Source organism: Patescibacteria group bacterium, from assembly GCA_041671645.1.
Taxonomy (GTDB): domain Bacteria; phylum Patescibacteriota; class UBA1384; order XYA2-FULL-43-10; family 1-14-0-10-43-13; genus JBAZBD01.
Window position 1 is genome coordinate 266,079 of sequence record JBAZBD010000001.1, and the last position, 22,907, is coordinate 288,985.

A 22,907-nucleotide genomic window follows, 5' to 3' on the forward strand; every position below is an offset into this window, starting at 1 on the left:
ATTAATTGTCTTTGGCTATTTTAGTTTTGGTCTCGATTTTTTCTAAAATCTCAAGAAGAGCTAGCAGAATTGCTTTTGGTGTTGGTGGATCGCCAGGAATCGAATAATTGACTGGTATTACTTTGTTGACGCCATCCAACACAGCGTAAGAACCTTTGAATATTCCGCCATCGATGGCGTCATCGCCAACGGCTACGACAATCTTGGGGTCGGGAGTCGCTTCGTAAGTCTTGATTAGCGCCTTTTCCATATTTCTTGAGACTGGGCCAGTCACCATCAGCATATCGGCGTGTCTGGGGGAAGCGACAAAGTGAATGCCAAATCTTTCTGAATCATAAAAACAGTTGGAGAGGGCGGTGAGCTCGTGTTCACAAGCATTGGAGGAACCGGCGTCAACTTCGCGAATGGCGAGAGAACCTCTGAACAATTTCTTGACTTTGGCTTCAATCTTTTTGCCAATCAACAAAACTTCGCCGTCCAAAAGTAAATCTCTGGGCTCGATAATTGTTTTCTGAGTCTTAAGTATTTTAGTAAAGAGGTTGGGCATTTTCGCTAGATTTCACTCGTGATTTATATGAACAATATACTATTAGTGAGGCGAAAAATCAAATCCTGTCGGACGGTTGACTAGTTGCCAATTTAAGGGTAGGCTATTACCTAGTTTTTTCGCTGCAATATTGGTTTTTCTCCCCAAGAGGCTAAGTCAGTAGCAGGGCACAAACATTTCTTTGGAGGTCCCCAATGCCGAGGAAATTTATTGGAATAGAGGCAATCCTTGGTGATTGCTCAGACGTTCGTGTCGAGCCTTATTATGACATGATCGCTGACTATCTTGATGGAGCCCGCAAGCCGAGCCCGGGTTGTAAACTACCCGCTAGTTCTGACTTTGTGCGGCTCTACACCGATCGCTATCGTAACAACGATGGCATCATCCCTTTTTTGGCCATACCCCATGACAGCCATTGCGCGGCATGGAATGGCAACGGTGGTGATGAAGCCGGTTTTGAATATGCCGACTTTTTGATTGATTACCTACTCCGCCATGGTATCCCGGCCGCTTCGCTACGGGCGATCGACGGCCATCCGCCGATCGTTTCGCATGATGGCTTGACTTGTCATGGGCATAGCGCCCTCCGCGACCGCATCAGGGAGATGTGCGCAGATCCCTATTTAGCGGATAGATGGGTATTCCACCATCCGGCCCGGGCTTATTCGGTCAATGTCGGTCATCATTTCTTCCGTCGGCCGTACCAACAGATTCTTCGATTCACTAGCTTCTATTTTGAAGAGGGTGCGGAGGCTGCTAATACGGTAGGCAGAATTCTGACCCTTTTTGCGCCGGGGGAAGTTCTGCCAGTTTATTTCTCAAAAGAGGTATCGTGGCGTCGTCGTCGCGAGATCTCTGATCTTCTGACGGCACACAATCTTCCTCTGGACATCAAGGTGATGTCAGCCTAAGCAAACTTGAGGCCGCAAACACTGCGGTCTCTTTTATTTGACCCAGAATTGTACTATAGTGTCGCTTGAAGCAAATGCTTCAAATACAGACGAGGGAGGGATGAACCATGTCGTCTCACGGAATCTCAAAACCAGATAATGAGAAGTATCTGGACGATTTGCGCTATTTCGTAGAAATAGTGACAAAAGGTAGTATCCCGGGGCAAGACCCGATCACTCGAGAAATCGATCGGATAGTGCCACTTGGGCCAAGGACGTTGTCACCGGAGGTGATGCATCTCCTGATGGATGCAGGAGTTATCATAGACACGGGACAGAAGGGTGCCAAATCTGGCGAAATTCGCCCCTACGGCTTACTTGCTGAGAAGAGAAGCCATCGCAACGGTCAACTCTTGTTGGAGCGGGCAAGTTCGCTTGTTCCAGACATCAATTTTGCGACCCTTTGGCGAGTGTCTTCAACGGTGCTCCGCAATTTGGAGTATTTCCTGACTCGCGAGGGGTCACCGTTGCAAAGGCTGGCCTGTCGACCTGACCCTGGTCGTCATCCGCGACTTTATTACATGAACGAATTCAACGAATGGTCACTCAACTATGATTTTGTGAAAGATTATATAGGTGACCAACAAACCTAACCACAACGCCCCCTTGGGGCGTTTTTTAATACGCACGAATTTTGCAAAGAAAAGCAGAAAGTAGTTAAATTAGAAATATACTAAAGAATCTCGCTAACTAATTTAGAAGAGAGGCCCAAATGCCAGGAATTGGAATTGAAGGCGAAGTTGAGATGATAGAAGAGACCGCAGTTAATACGGACACTGCTGCCCCGGCTGAAGCGCCGGAAAAAATCGATTTGCCTATTGTTCGTTTTTGGGTCGGCGAAGAGGTAACTGGTGATGAGCTCAAGAAGAACTGGGAATTTGAATGCAAGCGCCCCGACTTTTCGTATGATGGCAAAACTTGTGAGAAATGGGTCGTTGGCGGTGACGGAGGACAGATTTGGCTGGCTCGAGATAAGGAACAAAACAAGTTGATCGGAGTCTTGAGACTGGTGAAAGGTGAGGCAGCAGCCTCAGTAGAGGAACTGAAAAAGTGGCATTTCACGGAAGGGCAGGAGTATAACCATGGCGGTGAATATTATACGAATTACGAGTTGCATAATGCCGAGGGGCGTCTGCTTGTAAACAAAAATAGCGGCGTGATTAAGTCTTACACAAAAAATCCCGATTTCTAATTTGTTTTGTTTGGGGGAATATGGACAAGGTTGCGAAAATCTATAGTGCGGCCACGGTGGGACTCGACTCGTATTTAGTTGAGGTCGAGGTTGATATTGGGGCTGGATTACCGTCTTTTACCATTGTTGGACTGGGTGACAAGGCGATAGATGAGAGCAAGGAGCGAATTCGGGCGGCGGTCAAGAATTCTGGTATGCACTTTCCGCAACATCGCTTGACGATCAATTTGGCGCCGGCCGATGTGAAGAAGGAGGGGCCAAATTTTGATTTGCCGATGGCAGTCGGAATATTACTGGCCGGAGAGCAATTTGACAACGTCAAGGACTTCGAGGAGTCGCTCTTTATCGGTGAATTATCGCTCGATGGTAAACTTCGCCATGTCAATGGGGTTTTGCCGATCGTAATGTTTGCCAAGGAGAAGGGATACAAGCAAGTATTCTTACCGGAAATCAACGCCGCTGAAGCTAGTTTGGTCAAAAATATTGCGATCAGACCAATTTCTACGTTAATTCAATTAGTTAAGCATCTGCGAGGCGAACAAATAGTTCAAAGTTATAAAGCTCAAAAAGTCGATAAAGTCGAAAAAGAGTCGCAATCGGATTTTTGCTATGTGGCTGGGCAGGAACAGGTCAAGCGTGCGCTCGAGATTGCGGCGGCGGGCAATCACAATATCTTACTCTCTGGCCCGCCAGGGTCGGGCAAGACTCTGCTGGCGCGCACGATGCCAACCATCTTGCCCGAGATGGATGAAGACGAAATGCTCGAAGTGACCAAGATCTACTCTGTGGCGGGGCACTTGGGCAACGGCGACCCCTTTGTTTCTGACCGACCGTTCCGCTCTCCACATCACACCACTTCAAGTGTGGCGATGGTCGGAGGCGGGACTTGGCCTCGTCCGGGAGAGATAAGCCTTTCCCATCGAGGTGTCCTCTTTTTGGACGAATTTCCTGAGTTCCCACGCTCGGTTTTGGAAGCCCTTCGCCAGCCACTTGAGGACGGCGTGGTCACAGTTTCGCGAGCGACCGGAAGCCTGACCTTCCCAGCTGAATTCTTGCTGGTGGCGGCGCAAAATCCTTGCCCATGCGGCTTCCTAAGCGACCCGGAGAAGCATTGCACTTGCACGCCGACGCAGATCATCAGATATCAAAAGAAGGTCTCAGGACCGATCCTAGACCGAATCGATATCCATATGGAAGTACCGAGATTGAAATACGACAAATTGGCAGGGAGTCCGCCAGCTGGCGGAGTGGCGGAGGAGTCAGCCAAGGTCAGAGCTAGGGTTCAATCTGCACGGGACAGGCAAACAGAGCGATTCAAAAATACCAAGATCAAGTCGAACTCCGAGATGAGTTCCAAGGAAATCAAGCAGTATTGCAAACTGGAAGAATCAGCCGAGAAGCTGATCGCTCAGGCGGTGGACTCAATGAGGCTATCGGCTCGCGTATATCATCGATTGCTCAAATTATCTCGCACAATTGCCGATCTCGAGGGCGCAGAGAATATTAAATCAGAACATATCGCTGAAGCATTGCAATACAGACCAAAAGAAAAAACGTACTAGGTCCTGAAGCGATTGAATAGGCAATTAAAAAACGCCCCAATATCGATTGGGACGTTTTGGTGAGTGTCACTCTGCGGAGGCAGAGTTACGGATCATTTGTATTGCGCACGGGGCGCAAATTACAGGGTCACAGACGCCTTGGTTTTTGACCTCTTCAAAGTCGATTGGCATGCGACAAGTCCTGCTTGTCTGCCGATTTGACTCGTTGTCTTCGACCTCGACGAGGGCCCAGGTAAAAACCATTCCTTCCACAAGGTTTACAGTGGCGGAGAGAAGTATGTTCTCCTCGTGGTTTTCGATTGAGCGTTCGAGCCAAACGGCCCAAATTTGCATGACTGGCTTTCCAGTTTTCATTAAAAAATTCCTCCCATAGCGGAATGTGTACTTGTGCTTACTATATCACAAAAGAGTATTTATTGCAACTGAAAATTGCCGATTTTGTAGATCCAATCGCCGATATTGGTCAGAACATCGGTCTTCTGACCGAGAATATATATGCCGACGAAAATTATAGTGAGGGAGGCGATTACGATCAAAAGCTTGTTCACATCTTTGCGGATATGGGCGTATTTGGCATTTAGTTCCGTCTCGCGGTCAACTTTGATTGGAGCTTCTGGCGCAGTTTTGACGGTTTCGACTTGAGTATTGCTCGGGTTAGGTATTGAAATCGTGGTTGTCTCTCTTGCAACTTCATTTTGAATTCTTGGTTTTTGAGATTGTCTGAATTTATTTTTCTTTTTACCCATATATTCCTTTTGTTATCTTGAGTTAAAGGTACTATAAAAAGGACGAAAAGATCAATGGTTGAATTGAAATAAAACGACCACCCAAGTTATCGATGGGTGGTCTGTGCTTGTGGGCTATGATACCAGCTCTGGGAGCGCGTTCAAAGCCTCTTTGACACTGTCAAATTCTTTGCAGTAGTAGAGGCCGTTGGCGGCCAGTCCGGCGTGGGTGGAGCTGCTGGCGTGACGGGGAACGACGACATCGAGACCCGAAAATTCAAGCGCTTTGACGAAGGCGGCGTTTTCGGCCCAGCCACCGGTAATTGCGACTTTGCAAATCAGCGGGATTTGCAAAGTTTCTGCTACACGATCTGCTTCGTGTACCATTGCAACGGCGACTCCGCGGAGATAGGCGGCAATGCCCTTACTTGGATCTTTGAAATTGGTGCAGACCCAGGCCGGCAGATTCGGAGCCAGAATAGTTTCGAGTGGCAGCGGCTCGACCAGTCTGACCACTTCTGCGGCCGACTCGGACGCTTCGCAGTAACTCAGGTCGAAGTGACCGATCAGCTCTTTGTACATGGGGCCGAACATCCCGGTGTTGGTGACGGCGGCGCGGGTGGGGCCGAGGCCTTCAAAGTTGATGTTGGCCTTGAATGTGGTGCTTGTTGGAACGACGTTGTCAGGAATTCGTACGGTTGTACCGAGCCAACTGCCGGTCCAGAAGACCCAATTACACTCAGTCAGCCCAACCAGGCGAGAGAGGACCGAGTCGTGAGAAGTTGCGAGAACTCTCGAACTTTTGTACCCAGACATTACGGCTCCGTCTTCGAGAATCGGACCTGCTCCAATCATTTCTCCTGGTATTGCACCGAAATTAGCTCCAGCATAAATCGAGGCAGCGGTCGAAGCGTGCAGTCCCATGCTTTGGCGCATGGTCTCGTCGTGCCCTGGTATTCCGCCGGACAATTTCCAGTTGATTAGTCCGGAAAACGGTACGACGCCTAAGATGTCGCTTACGGAGAGTAATTCTGGGCAAAGGCGCTCTGTGGCGGCCAATATGCCAAGCGGTTGATAGAAGGCCGCAGCGGCTCCACCGGAGAGGAGATACATCTCTTCCCTGGTACGACCGACTTTGGCCAGCGCGTTTTCCAGGTCGGCTTCGGTGACCGATCGGTAATGCGGCAGGGGATACGTTGTCCCGCCCATACGGAGGCAGAATAGTAAGTCTGCACCCCACATGCCGGAGACGACGATGTCGCCCGGCTCTACAATATTCTTGGTGATCTGGTCGAGAGTGTCGGCCAGCCACTGGATGGGCCACTCCCAGAGTGGGCCATCAATTATCCAGGGGATCTTCTCTTCAAGCAAGATCCGGGCCCCGTCTTTGTCGTAGCTGACCACCGATAACCCAGTAGTAGCACCGAGCACGATGGAAATAACGCGAGAATTGAATTGTGCCATGTCATAAACCTCCTTCAGATTCTAATCCTTGGCTTATGAATGTTAAAACATATTTCGATAAATAAGTCAAAGAAAAAAGCTCCAGCATGAGCTGAAGCATTTTTCTTGGAGCGGGTAACGGGAGTCGAACCCGTATCTCATCCTTGGCAAGGACGTATAATAGCCGCTATACGATACCCGCAAACGTTTGATTTTGGAGGTCTGGCCGGGAATCGAACCCGGCTACGCGGTTTTGCAGACCGCTGCCTAACCTCTCGGCCACCAGACCTAATAACTATTATGCAAACGAAGTGGCCAGCCATCCGTAAGAAGAATGGTGCCGATGGTCAGAATCGGACTGACGACACAAGGATTTTCAGTCCTCTGCTCTACCACTGAGCTACATCGGCGTAAAACAAGAAAATATTAACACTTTTAAGCCGCTAAATCAATATCGCTAGGGCTCTTCTCTTGAAAAATTAGCTGTTCTCAAGTATTATCTAATCTAGGTCGAGAGGCCGATTCACTTATGTCAAACACATTCAAAATTATTCAAATTATTCTGGCCATACTTTTGGTCATTTTGATCTTGCTTCAGCAGAGAGGCTCCGGCCTTGGCGCCGCTTTTGGCGGAGGAGACGGTAATGTCTACCGATCACGTCGTGGCATAGAGAAGATGATTTTCTACGCTACTATTGTTGTCGCAGTTCTATTTTGTATCGTCGCCCTCTTCTCGGTTTTCTTTTCCTAATCTCAAACTATTATGAAATTACCTTTAGATTTTGATTCTAGAGACAAATTTAAGTTTTTTCACGCGAAGAGAAATCCCTTTTCATTTTTGAGTAAGTTTTTCTTTAATTTGAAGAAGAGTTATCTTCTAATGTCCAAGATAGAAAGAGTCGGCGCACTCTTTTTTTCGTTGTTGGCCTTTGTCCTGATTGGATTTAAGCTCTACGACCTGTATCTTCTCATGACTGTCTCAATCCCGACCTCGGGTGGCGTTTACGAAGAAGCGGTATATGGGGATCTCAAATATATCAATCCGATCACGGCTCAATCAGAGACCGATAGGTCTGTCTCCAAATTGCTCTTCTCTGGACTTGTCAAAGTCGCGAGCCAGGACAAGATCTTGCCTGATCTGGCGGAAAAATGGGAAACATCGACCGATGGCCAGACCTACACCTTCTATCTCAAGAAAAATCTGACTTTTAGCGATGGCGCGGCTTTAACCGCCAACGACGTTGCTTACACCGTCGACTATATCAAGGATCCGGCTTCGAAGAGCCCGCTTCTAAACAGCTGGTCAAACGTAACTGTCCAAGTTGTCGACGACTACACCGTCACTTTCTCTCTTCCAAAAGTCTATGGACCATTCATCTACAACTGTGCTTTTGGCATCCTGCCTTCTCACCTATCGAGTGACGAATTTTCGAAGAAGTTGAGCGGGAGCGGCCCATACAAATTCCTGAAATCCAGCAAGACAAAAGATAGTACCAAGATTTCATCAATCGAACTGGTCAAAAACACGAATTATGCCGGCTCGACCCCCTATATTGATAAACTGAAACTCGATTTCTACGCTAGCAAAGATGAGGCCAAGAGCGCTTATGAGAACGGCAAGAAGGTCAACGGGCTTTTTGGCACGACTTCTGGAGTAGGCCAGGACAAGAGCTTTCAGTCTGGCCGCCGCCTTGGCTTGATTGCCAATGTTACGAGCGAAAAATTGAAGGATGTTGCGGTCAGACAAAAACTTTTTGAGGCTACTGCCAAATTTGATACCGCAGTTGACTTAAACCTGGCTACTCTGGACGCTTCGTATCAGCGCGCCAAAGCGGATGAGCTGGTCGCCAAGTACAAAGAGTTGAACGTGAATTTGAACGTTCAATATTTGACGCCTTTGCAATTTCCAGACGCGATCTCGGCTCGCAAATATGATCTCTTGCTCTATGGATTTGACTTTGGCTATGACCGAGACCCTTATACTTTCTGGCATTCGAGCCAGGTCGCTAGTGGCATGAACTTCGCTGGCTGGTCAGACAAGGCTTCGGATATCTTGCTTGAAGATGCTCGCATGATTATTGATCCAGTTCAACGTAATGCCAAATATGACGAATTCTTTGCCAATGTCTTCACCAAGCAGTTCCTGGGCCAATTCTATGATCCGATAAGCTACAATTTCGCTGTCAAAGATTCGATCAGGAATGTTGGCAGTATCGCAGGCAATCAGGTATATTCCAGGTACAGCGATATTTCCAGCTGGCATATCGAGGAGAAGAGAGTACGCAAATAGTTATAAAGTTAAAAGTTTAAAGTTCGTAAAGTCTATGATTTTCTTTACAACTTTATACTTTTGACTCATTTGGGCGAATGGTGAAATGGCAGACACGCAGCGTTCAGAGCGCTGTGAGAGCAATCTCGTGGAGGTTCAAGTCCTCTTTCGCCCACCAAAATAAGATTCAAAAGAGGCGGCTTTACGGTCGCTTCTTTTTTTGTTACGGTCTGGTGGGCAAATGCCCGTACACATATATTTTAAGGGGGGTTATCTCATGCGTATATTCGGAATAGTCGCGGAGCCAGGTATAGATATCTGGCTTGATATCATCGTGGCTCTAAGCCTGCAAGGTTATGCAGGACCGCGAGGATGCGGCTTCGGTCTTCGGACCAAGGCTGGTCTCCAGCTTTGGCACTCGGCTTTGGTAGCCGCCCAAGCCTTTGCGAGGATGTCCGCTAGCGAAATTTCGGGATATGTAGGCAATATTGGTATCGGTTGCAATTCAACGACCGGTGTCATGATGCCAATTCGTTTCTCAAATCTCAGCGGGGATGACATTTTAGTGGTTATCGACAGCAATGTTCAAACTGCTAAGGATGTTGTTGAGCAAATGGAACGGGGGACAACATTACGTGATTCCGTCGAGATTGCGATGAGGAATGTCGTGGGACATTTTGCTTTGGTCGCAATGTCGAACGATGATGAGATTGTCTGCGGTCGAAACAGCGGGCTTATGCCCTTATCGATAAGCAAGATAGTCGGCGACCATGGCGTCGAGGCTATGTACGTCTCGTCTTCAAGCAGAGTTCTCAACCGAGGCGTCTCGTTCGTCCGTAGCGTTATGCCTGGGGAGATAGCTGTTCTGAGCTGTAATGGCTTTATTGCCGAAGGTATCAACATAATTGAAAACCTCGGTTGCCCACTGGAGGGATTGTTTCATCTACCGCCAGGCGATCAATTCGGCGGAATTGGGGTTCAGGATATCCGTTATGCTACCGGGAGAGCTCTCGGTCATAATGTTTTGAGAGATCGCCCCGAAATTATTGATAAGAACTGTGTCGTCATAGCAATCCCTGATGGTGGCAACAAAGTAGCCGAAGGATTAGCTTATCAGCTTGGAGTAAAGTTTTTGTCGAACTTGGCTGTTAAAAACCGCTATCCAGACAATAAAGGGATCAAAAACCTGACCATTCGTGGAGTTGCAATTAGCAGCAAGTACACTCTAGCAGGTGCAATCCCGATTCGCTTGCCAGGAGTTGAGATGTTCAATGAGATGCTGAATGGAAAGAACGTGTTCCTTGTCGACGACTCTTTCTATTCTGGTTGGACATTCGAGCATTTTCTCTATCTTTGCAAGGAAGCTGGCGCTGATAAGGTGCATGGATTTGCACCAACAATTGCGGGTAGTCCGTGCTCTTACGGCAAGGATGCTCATCGTGAAGGATCAAAGGCGCGGGATCACACTGGTCAGATAGATCAGATAGCCAGGGATATCGGCCTTGATAGTTTTACAACACTTTCTCGTAGGGAGCTTATTGGGGCGATCAACACGCCGCAGAAGATACTCTGCACAGAATGCCTGTGCTTCTCGCCCCAGCTAGATTAGCTGGGGCAATTTTAATCCAAATTTTTCTTTGACAAAAATAAAGTAATTTGCTATGGTGAGTAAGTTAAAACATTATTAAACCAGCTTGAATATTTAGATAAGTTATATTCGGGCTGCGGCCCGTTTTTTTATGCGCGCTTAGCTCAGTTGGTTAGAGCATCTCGTTTACACCGAGAGGGTCGGGGGTTCGAATCCCTCAGCGCGCACCAGGGCGAATGGTGAAATTGGTATACACGCTACCTTGAGGTGGTAGTGGGAGCAATCCCGTGGAGGTTCAAGTCCTCTTTCGCCCACCAATCTTATTAGTAAGATTTCGATTATTATGTTTGATAAGGCAACGTTATTTAGCCCAATACCTAGCCCGAATGCGCCATATTTCGTAGTGTTGGCAATTTCGGCAGTGATCGTGATACTGATGGCGACAGCAATATTGCTTTTCATCAAGAACGAATGGAGACGATTTGCCGTCAAATACGTTCCGCCATTTATGACCTTCGGTGTTCTTGGCCTGATTCACCTGGCGGCTCGATATGAAGGTCTGCCATGGCTTGCATCAAACATTTTCTTTGTTTCACTTCTGGCCATCTTCTCAATTTGGATCCTCGTTATAGCCGTTTGGAGCTTGAGAGCGATACCAAAATTTGCGAAGGAGCAGGAAGCGAACGAGAGATATGAGAAATATTTACCAAAGAAAAAGAAATAATATATATAGAAAATCCGGCGAACCCGGAATAGGAGATATTTAGAATGACAGATGAAGAGAAGAAGGAAGAAGTAGTTGAGACAGTAGCAGAAGTCGCGCCAGAGGTTGTGAAACCAAAGCATTCTGGCAAGGACACGATGGAGAGCCTTATCGAGGAACTTGGCGATAAGCTTTTGCCATTTGCTGAAGGCGATACCGTAGAAGCGGTTATTTTGGCCGTTTCTGGAAACAGAATCTGGGTCGACGTAGCTGGCCAGTCGCTTGGTTTTGTTCCTGAGAAGGAAATCACATCCAAAACTGGTATGAAGACAGGTGACAAGATTTTGGCCACCGTACTTTCGATGGAAGACGAGGATGGCAATGTTGTCCTTTCACTCAAACGTGCTGACAGAGAGAAATATTGGGCTGATATGGAAGCCGGATTCAAGAGCGGCGAGCCAGTTACAGTCAAGATCACTGATGCCAACAAGGGCGGACTTATGACTGATATTGGCGGAATCATGGGCTTCTTGCCCGTTTCACAGCTTGCTCCAGCACATTACCCTAGAGTTACTGGCGGAGACAAAGAAGAAATTTTGAGTCGTTTACGCAAATATGTCGGTACCGATTTCGTAGTCAAGGTCATCACTTGCGAGAGAGAGACTAGCAAATTGATCTTCTCCGAGAAGGCTGTTAAAGCTCAGGAAGTCAAAAACAAGATTGATAAATTCGCAGTTGGCGACAAAGTTAAGGGCAAAATTACCGGTATCGTTGATTTTGGTCTGTTTGTCTCTATTGACCCTGAAATTGAAGCGCTTGTACATATTTCCGAAGTATCTTGGAACAGAGTTTCAGACCTCAACAGATTATTCAAAGTCGGAGACGAAGTTGAGACTATGGTTATCTCAGTTGAGGACGGTCGCGTTTCACTTTCTCTCAAGAGATTGCTTCCTGACCCTTGGGTCAAGGCCGCTTCCAAGTACAAAGTTGGCGATGTCGTCGAGGGTGAAGTGACCAAGATTACCCCATTTGGCGCTTTCGTCTCACTAGACGAAGAGATTGACGGACTTGTCCATGTCTCTGAGCTTTCTGTCGAAAGAATTGTAGACCCAAGCAAAGTTGTCGAATTGGGCAAGAAATATTCTTTCAAAATTATCTCTATCGAAGCAGAAAATCACAGACTAGGGCTTTCTATGAAAGTTGATTCCAAGGCTCCAAAAGCTGAAAAAGAAGAGAAAAAGGCCAAAGTAGAAAAAGTAGAAGAAGTTGAGGCCGAAGTCGAAGAGAAACCAAAGAAGGTCAAGAGAGTGAAGAAAACCAAGATCGACGACCTCGAAGAAATGGCCTAATTTAACGATTTAAGTACCTGGAGGAATAATGCAGATAAAATACAAGGGTGACGCGAAGTTCGAGATCAAGTCCAAAGACTTGGAAGTTATGCTCGACGGCAATATTTCGATCAACGGATTTAAGTTTCCTGGTCCAGGCGAATATGAGAAGGGCGGAGTAATCCTAAATGGTATTTCTGATGGAAGCAACACGATCTATACCGCCAAAATCGAGGATATGAATGTATGCTATCTTGGACGGATCAATCATGAGCTTTCTGAAGAAGAGGCCAAGGGGATTGGCGATACTGACATTTTGTTCCTTCCGCTTGGCGAGGATGGCTCGGCTAATCTCAAAATCGCGCTCAAGATTCTTTCAAATATTGACCCTCGCGTAGTGATCCCGATGCTCTATTCAGACCTCTCTGAATTCAAAAAAAGCGAAGGCTATACAGACGGCGAACTAGATGTGCTCAAAATCAAAAAGAACGAACTACCAGAAGAAGAGAGAAAGCTTGTCATCTTGCAAGCCAATTAGCAACAGAATTTCTAATTAATCTAATTGCTCTAATTGACCTAAAATTTAGAAATTAGTAATTAGAAATTAGTAATTGGAGCGAAGCGACCCATGGCCTCATCCACAAAACTCAAGCAAATTCTGGAGGACAAGGAGAGTTTCTTTTTGATATGCCATGTTGACCCCGACGGCGACGCCATAGGGTCAATCTTGGCTTTGGACGAATATCTGATCGGCCAGGGCAAGAAAACGACCTTGCTTTGCCGGGACACTGTTCCCGATATGTTTACTTTCTTGCCGGGGGCAGTGAAAATTTCCATGGATTTTCCGGTTGATCCGCCAGGAGCGATTATTCTGCTGGACAACGGCGATTTTCGCAGGACTGGCTATCAGGAGGAGATTACAAGAGCGAAGAAATCGGGAGTTTCAATAATCAATATTGATCATCACCCGAAGAACGATTTGTGGAAAAAAGTGAGTCTAAACTATGCAGACGAGAGTCTATCCTCGACCTGCGAGGTATTATACGGAATTTTTGCAGACTTGAGCTCAAATCTGACCTCAGCAATGGCGACCGCTCTTCTGACCGGTATATATTTTGATACCGGGGGATTCCGTCACTCCAATACGACAGACGAGGTCTTGTCGATCGCTTCTGATCTTCTGAAGAAGGGGGCACGACTTCAAAAGATCACCGAGAATATTGACAACTCACGCTCATTTTCACTTTTCAAACTCTGGGGTATTGCCCTTGAGCGACTACGATTGAATCGCAAGTATGGGATTTCGGTGTCCGTCATTACAGCGGAAGATATCGCGAAGGCAGGGGCGAGTGAAGAGGAGGTTTCTGGGCTTGTAAATTTGCTCAATTCGGCTCCAGAATCTGAAGTAGCAATGTTGCTTTGCGAAAGTTTTGATGCTAAAATCAAAGGCAGTTTACGGACGGAGAGCGACAAAATCGATGTCTCGCGCCTTGCCAAACTTTTTGGTGGCGGAGGACACAAGAAGGCGGCAGGATTCACGATCGACGGTCGAATCAAGATCGTAGACAATCGTTGGACAATTATATAGTTTTTAACTGGCAGTTTATTATAATTCCAGTTTTGACTTTCTACTTTTTACTTTTAACTTTATAACTTAATCAGCCCGAGTGGTGGAATGGTAGACACAAGGGACTTAAAATCCCTCGCCTAAACAGCGTGCCGGTTCGACTCCGGCCTCGGGTACCATAGAAAAAACCTGGCTTTGTGCCAGGTTTTTTCTATGTAAAGATTTTGTGTAAATTTATTTACTGATTTTGCTGAGTACTGTGTCGTCGATGAAGCCCATAATCTTGGATCCCGTTGGCTCATAGACAAATAAGCCGACAATCAAAACTACGAATACAATCCAGATAATCCATGACATCGCGCTAGCTGGTTTTTTCGTGTTTTCTGGCAGCGGTGCACCCTCTAACCGTGCGGCTTCAGGAGAAGCGCTAGGATAGATACCTGTTGCTCCGGTTTGCTCAAGGGTTGGCGGGTCGCTTGGTACACTTGTCGAAATCGGTGTAGTAATCACAGGATTTTGCGGAGTGGCAGGCGTTGGCTCTGGTATTCCCATCGGAGCTGGAGGTGTAGTAGCAATGGCTGGAGCAGGCTCTGGCCCTTTGCTAAATGAAATTTGATCCGATGGACCAGGAGTCGGCATTGGCGCAACTGGAGGCATCGGTGGGGCTGGCGCGGCCTGCGCTGGTGAGACAAAGGCTGATTCTAGGACGCCATGCGTCGTGTCTACTTCGGCGTCCTGCTCTGGTGCTGCGCTGGTGTCAGGCATGGTGTTTGAGGGCGTGGTTGCTACTGGGGCGGGAGCTGGGTTTGGAACAGTGTTGCTACTCTGGTTTTGACCATTGTTTGTAAGATCGTCCATAATCCTCCTAGATAAATATTCTTCATTATTATAAACCGTAGAGATATTTTTGCAACTATTTGTGAGATTCGGCCAAGTTTGTTAACATCAACTTATGGATCATTGGCAAGAAAATGAATTTGAATCGCATCAGAAGGCGGCAAAAGCGCTGGACATGATAATGGCCGAGGCTTTTGATTTTATCCAGGAAAACGAGAATTCAGTCTCGGAGTATGATGTCCAGCAGAATATTATGAAAGGTTTTAGGCGAGCTGGGCTTGTCTCGGACAATGAGCCGCCGATCGTAGCATTCGGGCCGAACACTCGGCATGTTCATTATTTCCCGGGTCAGGATTCGAGGGTTCTACAGGAAAATGATTTGATCATGATCGACATCTGGGCCAGTTTTCCAGGCCAAAATCCCTATGCCGATATTACTTGGATGGGCTATCGGGGTACCGAGATTGATCCAGAAATCAAATTGAAGACTGACCTTGTTTTTGAGGCTCGCGACCAGGCAATTAAATATCTGAAAAGCTCGTTAGACAAAAATATCATTCCAACCGGCGAAGAAATTGATCGGGTCGCCAGAGACTACTTTGGAGAGTACGAAGCGAACTTCTTCCACACTCTTGGCCATTCGCTCGGATTTGATTCTCCTCATGGCAGACATGGTCGACTTGGAGCGGGGAACATCGATCCGCTTCTTCAAAATGTTGGTTACACGATCGAGCCGGGTTTGTATTTTGATCTGTTTGGCGCACGAAGTGAGATTGATTTTATCATTACTGAAAAGAAAAAAATGATAATTACGACAAAAGTTCAGAGCAAAATAGTGGTAATAAAATAGACAGAAATTCTTCTTTTATCGGAGTTTTTGTGATATTGTGAAAGAAATGAGGGGAATAAATATGATCAAAAGACACAAAGTTTCAATTTTCATCATTCTGATTTTCGCGGCTGTAGCTGCCTTCAGCACCTATATTTTCGTGCCAAAGTTTTTCGCAGATGAAGTTTATCCGCTCAAGTACTCTGAGTTTATCGTCAAATATTCAAAAGAGTACAATGTCGACCCGGCTCTGCTGGCTGCTCTGATCTTCCAGGAAAGCCGCTTTAATCCCAAGGCTGTGTCTCCAGCTGGTGCACAGGGCATCGCGCAGTTCATGCCAGGGACAGCCAGGACGATGGCCAACGAACTTGGGCTCAAGACATATGATATTTTCGACGCCGAGACCGGCATTCGTTTTGCGGCTGCCCATCTTCGAGACTTGCTCAACAAATACGACAACAACACTGATCAAGCTCTAGCTAGTTACAACGCTGGCACTGGCACGGTTGACCGTTGGGTCAGTCTCAACATCTTTGAGAAAATTATTGGTGGTAATTCCAAGACCGAGACAGTCAACTACGTCAAAAAGATCACTCGCTATCGGGATGTTTATCGCACGATGTATCCGGTTGAATTGGGCTTGACAGTACCAGTCGTCAGGACGGTGACTCAGGAAGATACCCAGGCTCAGATCAGAGGCTATATCTGGACCAGGATATTTAGTGATTTGATCACATTCAATAGATAGCCATAATGGATTACCCCAAAGGGGACCCTCCGGGTCGAATTTTCCAAATTACAGATACTATTATCATGAATTCAAACGAATTACGACAGAAATTTCTAAAATATTTTGAGGGGGAAGGACATAAAGTCTTGCCCTCTTCTTCTCTTGTGCCCGGCGAGACCGATCCGACCGTTCTTTTCACCACAGCTGGCATGCATCAATTCAAGCGCTATTATTCTGAGCCTCTCGAGGCGCCGTCAGCTCGGGTTACGACAAGTCAAAAATGTGTTCGAACGGGCGATATTGATGAAGTGGGCGATAAGACTCACCTGACTTTCTTTGAGATGTTGGGCAATTTTTCTTTTGGTTACCCAGAGACAGAACACTCATATTTCAAGAAAGAATCGATCGATTTCGCTTGGCGTTTCCTGACAGATGAACTTGGGCTTGATAAGAAAAGAATTTACGCCACATATTTTCAGGGTGAAAACGGAGTAGCGGAGGATCGAGAGTCATTTGATATTCTGAAAACGATTGAAGGTTTGGACGAGATCAAACCTCAGGGTTTTGATGACAACTTCTGGTCGCTTGGCACAGAGAATTCACCAGGCGGACCGACAGTCGAATTTTATGTTGATGGCGTCGAGGTCTGGAATTTGGTTTTCAACGAATACACTTTCATCGGTGGCGAATACAAACCTGCCAAGTTCAAGGGCGTTGACACTGGCATGGGGTTTGAGCGCTTACTTTGTTCTCTAAATAAAGATTTGGATAGTGTTTATCATACTGATTTATTCGATGCGGCACACAAGAAATTGCATGAACTTCTAAAAAATGAAGATGTCACTGCCGAAAGAGTCATTCTCGATCATATCCGTGCTGCGATTTTCATTATCAACGATGGTGTCGTGCCCTCAAACAAGGACAAGGGCTACGTCCTGCGCCGCTTGATCCGTCGAGCGATAGTGAAAGCTCAGCAAATCGGTATTACCGAAAATTTTGTTATCAAAATAGCAGAACAATATTTTTCTTCCTATGAAGGTGTTTATTCTTTTGACCAGCCGACAATACTTGGTGAATTGGAGAAGGAGGAGGGCAAATTTCGTCATACCCTTAGAGCGGGTTTGAAAAAGTTCGAAATAATGAAAACACTTAAGGAAAATTCAATTAAATCAACGACTTCCGCAGCATTTTTTAATGGCAAAGAGTTATTCGATCTTTATCAATCAGATGGTTTTCCTCTCGAATTAAGCCTTGAATTGGCTAAAGAGGCTGGTTTGCCAGTTCGGGATCAAGAGGTTGAACTTTTTAAGCATTTATCGAAATCCCATCAGGAGCTTTCACGTACTGCTTCTGCGGGTATGTTCAAGGGCGGATTGGCTGAAGCTGGCGAGATTACGACCAAATATCACACCGCGACTCACTTACTCTTGGCGGCACTTCGCCAGGTCTTGGGAGACCATGTATTCCAAAAAGGCTCTAACATTACAGCTGAGCGGATGAGATTCGACTTTTCCCACCCAGACAAGATGACGCCAGAGCAGATCGAAGAAGTTGAGAAAATTGTAAATCAGAAGATTGATGAAGATTTGACTGTTTCAATGGAGGAGATGAGCCTCGAAGACGCCAAAGCTTCAGGGGCAATGGGAGTTTTCGAGAACAAATATGGCGATAAGGTCAAAGTATACACGATCGGGCAAACACCTCACATATCTGAGGTGTTTAGTCGCGAGATGTGCGGCGGGCCTCATGTCACCCGCACTGGCGAGCTTGGCCAATTCAAAATATCGAAGGAAGAAGCCTCCTCTTCTGGAGTCAGAAGAATCAAGGCAGTTCTCAAATAAATTATTCTACTACGAAAATAGCCGCTCGTGCGGCTTTTTTGGTTGACTAAAAAGCCAAATTGTTGTACGATGTAGTGTCGTTTGCAACGACCGACATCAATCGTGACCAATGTGGCACGTTGTCGAAGGGGGTTTCCCCATGAAAACATTTTTGGCGAGGCTTCTCGTCACTGCTATCGGGATTCCCCTGACGATCACATCGATCTTCTTGGGGGACAAGGACTTTTTCTTTGTCATGGTCTTGGTCACTGTTGTCCTTATGGCCAACGAATTCTCAGACATGGCAGGAGAAAAGGAATACCTCAAGTGGTCATCTATCGTGACTGCCGTGGCTGCCTACATGGTAGCTTACGCCAGCATTACCGATGGCTTTGAGCAGATAATTCTTTGCCTGGCTGGCGCAACCATTATTTTTCTGGGAGCAGAGGTTCTATCCAAGAAGCTCTGGGTCGAACGGGACAATCCGTTGCGACTCATTCTTTATCTGGGAGTTTTGTCGGCGTTTCTTGCTGCTATTCGTGCCATTCCAGGTGACACAATAGTGCTTGGCTTCCAGACAGGCATAGGCTCGATCCTGGTCCTAGACTTCCTCTGTGTGGTCTGGGCGATGGATATCTTCGCCTATCTGATCGGTCGGAAGATCGAAAGCCCACATCTTTGCCCTGAAATTAGTGCAGGCAAGACGATTGGTGGCAGTATCGCTGGTTTCGCCGTGGCGGTGATCGTGGCGGCTTTGTTCGCCTTCGTACTTCACAAACCTTCACTGGTCATTATCGGACCAGTTGTAGGCATCCTCGGTCAAATCGGGGATCTGGTCGAATCTTTGCTGAAAAGGAAGTTTGGGGTGAAGGATTCGGGAACACTATTTCCCGGACATGGCGGAATGTTGGATCGGCTTGATAGCGTGATCTATTCTGCCCCGGTAGTTTATTTCCTTTTCCGTTTAATCGGATTTTGAGTAAGGAGGTGCGATATGGCACTTGATGCCAATCTTAGTCTAAATCGCCCTCATTACGAGAGGGTGAATAGAGCCCACGTGGTAGAGCCAAGCACCGTTGAGATAATTGTCCGCCACGGTCGAGTGGTACATTTACTCTGTAAAGACGATAAAACAGCTCACAGACTCTGCAAAGCTATTGACGATAGGATCAGGGCAACCATTGTGTATTACCTGGAACTTGTCCAAGGTACCAAAGCCGTCTGTGGTATCAGGCTCAAGCAGGCGATTGGACCTGAGAACTTTTAAGAAAAAATATCTAGCCCGCGGCAAAATTGCCGCGGGTCTTCTATTTATCGGGCCATATTCTATTGCTATTTCAACACTTTTCTATTATATTGCACAGTATAGGAGGGCTGAATCAGATTCGAAGTGATTGAGCTCTTTTTGTACTTAGTCGGCAACTGTCGGCTAAACAATTTGTCTCCGACTTGATCGGAGCTGTGCTTCCGTGAAAACGGAAAAGGAAAAAGGTATTGAACCAATGGAAAGAAAATTTATGGATCTCCTCCATGGTCAATGGGACGCTGGGAAATTCTCTTGTGTGGGTCTGGACACTAATCACCGGGAAATTTCCGATGAGATTAAGGCTTCTTTGGCAAATGCAGTAGGCTCGACGTCTGTTGCCATTGTCAGGCGATTTAATCGCAAGATTATCGAAGCAACGGCAGACCTGGCTGGGATGTACAAGCCAAACATTGCGTTTTATGAGGCGTTAGGATCTCAAGGTCTGGACGTGCTACGATCGACAGTGGCCTATATCCACCAGGTTGCTCCGCAAGTGCCGGTGATATTGGATGCTAAGAGGGCCGACATCGGCTCGACAAACAAGGGTTATGTCGACATGATCGACTGGCTTGGGGCCGATGCTATCACTGCCCACCCGTATCTCGGGAGCGAAGCGTTGGGACCATTTCTGGAACGTAAAGACAAAGGTGTTATTGTCCTTTGTCGAACCTCGAACCCAGGTGCCAAAGAGTTGCAAAATTATTTTGTCATTGTAAAAACGGGCGATGAGCATAGATTTTTCTTTGAGAATAATTTGGCGAATCATCTTGCGATTGATTATCGCGATACTCCTAACAACGCAACGTCTCATCAAATTGCCGTTCCTCTCTACCAGCATTTGGCTTACAAGATAAGCACCGCGTGGAATGGTAATGGCAATTGCTGTCTCGTCGTCGGAGCGACTTATCCGGAAGAGATGGCAATCGTTCGCAAGATTGCGCCCAAACTCCCATTCCTAATACCAGGAGTAGGGAAACAAGGTGGCACCGCTACTGATGCCGTGAAAAACGGGAAGGATGCGAATGGCCAAGGGATGATTATCAATAGCTCCCGTGGCATCATCTTCGCCTCCAAGGGCATTGATTTTCCAACCGTTGCTCGAGAGCAACTCGAAGCTCTCAATGACGAAATTCGCCAGGCGCTTGAAGTCGCCTGAAAGGAGCATAATTATGACTGAACAAGAGAAAGACTTGATGCAGCCTTTGTTTGTCAGGGGCGGATACTACGATTGCCCCAAGGACCCAGAGGGCATTCGAATGGGGCCGATGGTCGGCTATGCCGGACTCGGCGCTAACGGCCTGCAGAAGGTCGGAGACAAATACTTCGATTATTCAACAATCGAAGGTACCGTTCACAACGAGGCGTTTGCTGCTGTGATCGCAAAGGCGGTTTTTAAGGAATTGAATCCTGAAAGTGTTGTAGTATATGGCATGCCGATGGGCGGTATATATTTAGCTGGCGAAGTGGCACGTTGGCTTCGGTTTTACACAGAGGCCGAAGCGGCTTTTATGGAAAAAAAGGTTACCGCCTTGGCGACAGAGAGCATCCGTGAGCAGTCGATCTTGTCCTTCGGACGTTATGCGCCGAAACCGGGCCAGAAAATTCTTCTCTGCGATGATGTTTTCAATAACGGCACCACTACAGGTCTTGCGATTGACATGTTTGAAGAGGCCGGGGCAGAAGTCATCGGGATACTTTGTGCCATTAATCGGTCATGGCCTTCTATCACTGCTTATGAACGTAAAGGGGACAAGCCGGCGGTTGCAATTATCGCCGGAGTTACGCTTCCGACAGAGCAGTGGGAGCAGTCCGATCCGAAGGTTGCAAGCGATTTGAAGCGTTTCCCATTAGTTAAGAAGCCGAAAATGGCACGCAAGGAGTTGCAGAAGATCATGGCCGATCTCATGTACGGCCAGGTTACCTAATCACGGGGCTTGTTTGACACTGTCAGACGAGCCCTATTTTATTTGGAATCAAAAATCGTTATAATATTAGAAGCTTGTCTAACGACTACATCTGATAGCTGCGAACGGCCTATTTCGGCTACGAAACACGAATTGCTCGTCAAGGTAGAGTCATCTACCTTTCCTCACACTTCCTGCTTCTCGCTCAAAATATTCTCGTTCTCGCCTCAAGAGTAGTCGCTAGACAAGCTTCGGAACCTTAAGCGAGGGATTTTTGTGGCACTATTTGGAAACAAGAAAAAGCATTATGCCATCGGGCTGGATATCGGCACTGAGTATGTCAAAGTGCTTGTTTTCTATGTTCAGGACGACGTCGCACATGTGATTGGGACGGGCAAACAACGCCAACAGCTCTCTGATATGCAGGGCGGGCGAGTGACTGATATTTATGGTGTGACCAAGAATTGCGAAGCGGCCCTCGAGCAAGCCTTCGAAGAAGCCAAAGTGGCGCCACGACAGTGTGTTGTCGGTATTGCTGGTGAATTGGTCAAGGGCGCGACTACCACGATTCATTATCGTCGCGAGAATCCAACCGAGAAAATCACAATCAAAGAATTACGCGAAATTATCGAGCAAGTTCAACAGCGAGCATTTGACAAGATTAAGGATCAAATTACCTGGGAGACAGGCCAATCTGAGGTTGACGTGAAATTGGTCAATTCAGCTGTGGTCGACGTCAAAATCGATGGCTACAAAGTGACCAACCCAGTTGGTTTCCAGGGTCGAGATGTGCTGGTCGGAATCTTCAACGCATTTGCTCCAATCGTTCATACGGGCGCGATACAGACTATTACCGAAGAATTAAAACTTGATTTACTCTCGATTGTTGCTGAGCCTTATGCGGTGGCCAAAAGTGTCGGACTGGAGGATTCAGCTGAATTCTCTTCTATTTTTATAGACATTGGCGGCGGTACGACCGATATTGCGGTTGTGCGTGGCGGCGGGCTCGAGGGGACAGAAATGTTTGGCATTGGCGGACGCGTTTTCACCAAGTCGATTGCTGACGCTACGGACAAGACTTTCGCCGAGGCGGAGAAATTAAAATTGGATTATTCTGCCGGCAAGATAGACAAGAGCTCAGAGCTTGGCAAATTGATCAAGAATACAGTTCGCGAGAATTGCGAAGTCTGGCTCGGTGGGGTAGAATTAGCTTTGGAAGAGTTCACAAATGTCGAGATGTTGCCTAGCAAGATCATGCTTTGCGGTGGCGGCTCGCTTTTGCCCGAAATTTCCGAGTTTTTGTCTGAGAAGGGCTGGACCGAAAATTTGCCTTTTTCAAGACGGCCAAAAGTAGATTTCATCAAACCATCCGAAGTTGCGACAGTTGTTGACGAAACTGGTAAGCTCAAAGGAGCCCAGGATATCACGCCAATGGCTCTGGCTAATTTGGCGATTGACCTGGCCGGTGAAGAAAAAGTGGGGGATGGGATTATGGACAAGATACTTTCAGGGCTTCGGTCATAACCGAAGAATTTCTAATTTCTAATTAATAATTTCTAATCAATTACTAATTACAAATTAATAATTGAATAAAAATTGAGAAGTAA

At 46.8% G+C, this 22,907-nt stretch carries 23 protein-coding genes and 7 tRNA genes; 23 read left to right on the plus strand and 7 right to left on the minus strand.

Going from position 1 to position 22,907, the window contains the following annotated elements; translation table 11 throughout:
* Position 1 precedes the first annotated feature (1 nt).
* The gene (gene nuoB / locus WC227_01290; GenBank protein ID MFA6963336.1) at positions 2-547 is read right to left on the minus strand and encodes an NADH-quinone oxidoreductase subunit NuoB; all 546 of its coding nucleotides are present in this window, start codon (positions 545-547) and stop codon (positions 2-4) included.
* A gap of 194 nt (positions 548-741) precedes the next feature.
* Between nuoB and WC227_01295 the strand changes: the two genes are divergently transcribed.
* From WC227_01295 to WC227_01310, 4 genes are all read left to right on the plus strand, one after another.
* Positions 742-1,458 (plus strand): hypothetical protein, encoded by a 717-nt coding sequence (locus WC227_01295; GenBank protein MFA6963337.1) that lies wholly within the window; start codon positions 742-744, stop codon positions 1,456-1,458.
* Between the two features lie 107 nt (positions 1,459-1,565).
* A complete protein-coding gene (locus WC227_01300) occupies positions 1,566-2,090 on the plus strand; it encodes a hypothetical protein (protein ID MFA6963338.1) in 525 nt (174 codons plus the stop codon).
* Between the two features lie 119 nt (positions 2,091-2,209).
* Positions 2,210-2,689, plus strand: coding sequence for a hypothetical protein (locus WC227_01305; protein MFA6963339.1), 480 nt, complete (start codon positions 2,210-2,212; stop codon positions 2,687-2,689).
* 20 nt (positions 2,690-2,709) lie between these two features.
* Entirely contained in the window at positions 2,710-4,251 is a 1,542-nt protein-coding gene (locus WC227_01310; protein ID MFA6963340.1) for a YifB family Mg chelatase-like AAA ATPase, read from the plus strand.
* A gap of 413 nt (positions 4,252-4,664) precedes the next feature.
* Here the strand turns inward: WC227_01310 and WC227_01315 are convergent, their stop codons facing one another.
* From WC227_01315 to WC227_01335, 5 genes are all read right to left on the minus strand, one after another.
* Complete coding sequence (locus WC227_01315) at positions 4,665-4,997, minus strand: hypothetical protein (protein ID MFA6963341.1); 333 nt, start codon at positions 4,995-4,997, stop codon at positions 4,665-4,667.
* A gap of 114 nt (positions 4,998-5,111) precedes the next feature.
* Entirely contained in the window at positions 5,112-6,440 is a 1,329-nt protein-coding gene (locus tag WC227_01320) for a hypothetical protein (protein ID MFA6963342.1), read from the minus strand.
* Positions 6,441-6,546: 106 nt separating this feature from the next.
* Positions 6,547-6,621: transfer RNA gene (locus WC227_01325), tRNA-Gly, on the minus strand.
* 13 nt (positions 6,622-6,634) lie between these two features.
* Positions 6,635-6,708: transfer RNA gene (locus tag WC227_01330), tRNA-Cys, on the minus strand.
* Positions 6,709-6,754: 46 nt separating this feature from the next.
* Positions 6,755-6,829: transfer RNA gene (locus WC227_01335), tRNA-Phe, on the minus strand.
* Positions 6,830-6,948: 119 nt separating this feature from the next.
* Between WC227_01335 and secG the strand changes: the two genes are divergently transcribed.
* The 11 genes from secG to WC227_01390 all read left to right on the plus strand — a co-directional run bounded on the left by secG (position 6,949) and on the right by WC227_01390 (position 14,053).
* Complete coding sequence (secG, locus tag WC227_01340; protein MFA6963343.1) at positions 6,949-7,170, plus strand: preprotein translocase subunit SecG; 222 nt, start codon at positions 6,949-6,951, stop codon at positions 7,168-7,170.
* A gap of 129 nt (positions 7,171-7,299) precedes the next feature.
* Positions 7,300-8,709: an ABC transporter substrate-binding protein gene (locus WC227_01345; protein MFA6963344.1), complete on the plus strand. Its 1,410-nt coding sequence runs from the start codon at positions 7,300-7,302 to the stop codon at positions 8,707-8,709.
* Between the two features lie 71 nt (positions 8,710-8,780).
* A tRNA-Leu gene (locus WC227_01350) sits at positions 8,781-8,866 on the plus strand.
* A gap of 99 nt (positions 8,867-8,965) precedes the next feature.
* A complete protein-coding gene (locus tag WC227_01355; GenBank protein MFA6963345.1) occupies positions 8,966-10,297 on the plus strand; it encodes a phosphoribosyltransferase family protein in 1,332 nt (443 codons plus the stop codon).
* Positions 10,298-10,429: 132 nt separating this feature from the next.
* A tRNA-Val gene (locus tag WC227_01360) sits at positions 10,430-10,506 on the plus strand.
* Positions 10,507-10,593, plus strand: a tRNA-Leu gene (locus WC227_01365).
* 26 nt (positions 10,594-10,619) lie between these two features.
* Positions 10,620-11,000: a hypothetical protein gene (locus WC227_01370; GenBank protein ID MFA6963346.1), complete on the plus strand. Its 381-nt coding sequence runs from the start codon at positions 10,620-10,622 to the stop codon at positions 10,998-11,000.
* 44 nt (positions 11,001-11,044) lie between these two features.
* Complete coding sequence (locus WC227_01375; GenBank protein ID MFA6963347.1) at positions 11,045-12,328, plus strand: S1 RNA-binding domain-containing protein; 1,284 nt, start codon at positions 11,045-11,047, stop codon at positions 12,326-12,328.
* 28 nt (positions 12,329-12,356) lie between these two features.
* Positions 12,357-12,845 (plus strand): MBL fold metallo-hydrolase, encoded by a 489-nt coding sequence (locus WC227_01380; protein ID MFA6963348.1) that lies wholly within the window; start codon positions 12,357-12,359, stop codon positions 12,843-12,845.
* A gap of 90 nt (positions 12,846-12,935) precedes the next feature.
* The gene (locus WC227_01385; protein MFA6963349.1) at positions 12,936-13,895 is read left to right on the plus strand and encodes a DHH family phosphoesterase; all 960 of its coding nucleotides are present in this window, start codon (positions 12,936-12,938) and stop codon (positions 13,893-13,895) included.
* A 73-nt stretch (positions 13,896-13,968) separates the two neighbouring features.
* Positions 13,969-14,053 (plus strand) — tRNA-Leu (locus tag WC227_01390).
* A gap of 55 nt (positions 14,054-14,108) precedes the next feature.
* Here WC227_01390 and WC227_01395 read toward each other — a convergent pair.
* A complete protein-coding gene (locus WC227_01395; protein MFA6963350.1) occupies positions 14,109-14,732 on the minus strand; it encodes a hypothetical protein in 624 nt (207 codons plus the stop codon).
* A 94-nt stretch (positions 14,733-14,826) separates the two neighbouring features.
* Between WC227_01395 and WC227_01400 the strand changes: the two genes are divergently transcribed.
* The 8 genes from WC227_01400 (at position 14,827) to WC227_01435 (ending at position 22,824) form a co-directional block, all read left to right on the plus strand.
* Positions 14,827-15,561 carry a M24 family metallopeptidase gene (locus WC227_01400; GenBank protein MFA6963351.1) on the plus strand — a complete coding sequence of 245 codons (735 nt, stop codon included), beginning with the start codon at positions 14,827-14,829 and terminating at the stop codon, positions 15,559-15,561.
* Between the two features lie 61 nt (positions 15,562-15,622).
* Positions 15,623-16,288, plus strand: coding sequence for a lytic transglycosylase domain-containing protein (locus tag WC227_01405; protein MFA6963352.1), 666 nt, complete (start codon positions 15,623-15,625; stop codon positions 16,286-16,288).
* 65 nt (positions 16,289-16,353) lie between these two features.
* Positions 16,354-18,111, plus strand: coding sequence for an alanine--tRNA ligase-related protein (locus WC227_01410; protein ID MFA6963353.1), 1,758 nt, complete (start codon positions 16,354-16,356; stop codon positions 18,109-18,111).
* A 139-nt stretch (positions 18,112-18,250) separates the two neighbouring features.
* On the plus strand, positions 18,251-19,069 hold the full coding sequence (locus tag WC227_01415; GenBank protein ID MFA6963354.1) for a phosphatidate cytidylyltransferase: 819 nt from the start codon (positions 18,251-18,253) through the stop codon (positions 19,067-19,069).
* Between the two features lie 15 nt (positions 19,070-19,084).
* Positions 19,085-19,357 (plus strand): hypothetical protein, encoded by a 273-nt coding sequence (locus WC227_01420; GenBank protein MFA6963355.1) that lies wholly within the window; start codon positions 19,085-19,087, stop codon positions 19,355-19,357.
* Between the two features lie 235 nt (positions 19,358-19,592).
* Positions 19,593-20,552 (plus strand): orotidine-5'-phosphate decarboxylase, encoded by a 960-nt coding sequence (gene pyrF / locus WC227_01425; protein ID MFA6963356.1) that lies wholly within the window; start codon positions 19,593-19,595, stop codon positions 20,550-20,552.
* Between the two features lie 13 nt (positions 20,553-20,565).
* Complete coding sequence (locus WC227_01430; GenBank protein MFA6963357.1) at positions 20,566-21,321, plus strand: phosphoribosyltransferase; 756 nt, start codon at positions 20,566-20,568, stop codon at positions 21,319-21,321.
* A gap of 255 nt (positions 21,322-21,576) precedes the next feature.
* Positions 21,577-22,824 carry a cell division FtsA domain-containing protein gene (locus tag WC227_01435; protein MFA6963358.1) on the plus strand — a complete coding sequence of 416 codons (1,248 nt, stop codon included), beginning with the start codon at positions 21,577-21,579 and terminating at the stop codon, positions 22,822-22,824.
* Positions 22,825-22,907: the final 83 nt, after the last annotated feature.

Excerpts from the sequence above, each read along its gene's own strand:
- nuoB (MFA6963336.1), bottom strand. The coding sequence starts at position 547 with ATGCCCAACCTCTTTACTAAAATACTTAAGACTCAGAAAACAATTATC.
- WC227_01295 (MFA6963337.1), top strand. The coding sequence starts at position 742 with ATGCCGAGGAAATTTATTGGAATAGAGGCAATCCTTGGTGATTGCTCA.
- WC227_01300 (MFA6963338.1), top strand. The coding sequence starts at position 1,566 with ATGTCGTCTCACGGAATCTCAAAACCAGATAATGAGAAGTATCTGGAC.
- WC227_01305 (MFA6963339.1), top strand. The coding sequence starts at position 2,210 with ATGCCAGGAATTGGAATTGAAGGCGAAGTTGAGATGATAGAAGAGACC.
- WC227_01310 (MFA6963340.1), top strand. The coding sequence starts at position 2,710 with ATGGACAAGGTTGCGAAAATCTATAGTGCGGCCACGGTGGGACTCGAC.
- WC227_01315 (MFA6963341.1), bottom strand. The coding sequence starts at position 4,997 with ATGGGTAAAAAGAAAAATAAATTCAGACAATCTCAAAAACCAAGAATT.
- WC227_01320 (MFA6963342.1), bottom strand. The coding sequence starts at position 6,440 with ATGGCACAATTCAATTCTCGCGTTATTTCCATCGTGCTCGGTGCTACT.
- secG (MFA6963343.1), top strand. The coding sequence starts at position 6,949 with ATGTCAAACACATTCAAAATTATTCAAATTATTCTGGCCATACTTTTG.
- WC227_01345 (MFA6963344.1), top strand. The coding sequence starts at position 7,300 with ATGTCCAAGATAGAAAGAGTCGGCGCACTCTTTTTTTCGTTGTTGGCC.
- WC227_01355 (MFA6963345.1), top strand. The coding sequence starts at position 8,966 with ATGCGTATATTCGGAATAGTCGCGGAGCCAGGTATAGATATCTGGCTT.
- WC227_01370 (MFA6963346.1), top strand. The coding sequence starts at position 10,620 with ATGTTTGATAAGGCAACGTTATTTAGCCCAATACCTAGCCCGAATGCG.
- WC227_01375 (MFA6963347.1), top strand. The coding sequence starts at position 11,045 with ATGACAGATGAAGAGAAGAAGGAAGAAGTAGTTGAGACAGTAGCAGAA.
- WC227_01380 (MFA6963348.1), top strand. The coding sequence starts at position 12,357 with ATGCAGATAAAATACAAGGGTGACGCGAAGTTCGAGATCAAGTCCAAA.
- WC227_01385 (MFA6963349.1), top strand. The coding sequence starts at position 12,936 with ATGGCCTCATCCACAAAACTCAAGCAAATTCTGGAGGACAAGGAGAGT.
- WC227_01395 (MFA6963350.1), bottom strand. The coding sequence starts at position 14,732 with ATGGACGATCTTACAAACAATGGTCAAAACCAGAGTAGCAACACTGTT.
- WC227_01400 (MFA6963351.1), top strand. The coding sequence starts at position 14,827 with ATGGATCATTGGCAAGAAAATGAATTTGAATCGCATCAGAAGGCGGCA.
- WC227_01405 (MFA6963352.1), top strand. The coding sequence starts at position 15,623 with ATGATCAAAAGACACAAAGTTTCAATTTTCATCATTCTGATTTTCGCG.
- WC227_01410 (MFA6963353.1), top strand. The coding sequence starts at position 16,354 with ATGAATTCAAACGAATTACGACAGAAATTTCTAAAATATTTTGAGGGG.
- WC227_01415 (MFA6963354.1), top strand. The coding sequence starts at position 18,251 with ATGAAAACATTTTTGGCGAGGCTTCTCGTCACTGCTATCGGGATTCCC.
- WC227_01420 (MFA6963355.1), top strand. The coding sequence starts at position 19,085 with ATGGCACTTGATGCCAATCTTAGTCTAAATCGCCCTCATTACGAGAGG.
- pyrF (MFA6963356.1), top strand. The coding sequence starts at position 19,593 with ATGGAAAGAAAATTTATGGATCTCCTCCATGGTCAATGGGACGCTGGG.
- WC227_01430 (MFA6963357.1), top strand. The coding sequence starts at position 20,566 with ATGACTGAACAAGAGAAAGACTTGATGCAGCCTTTGTTTGTCAGGGGC.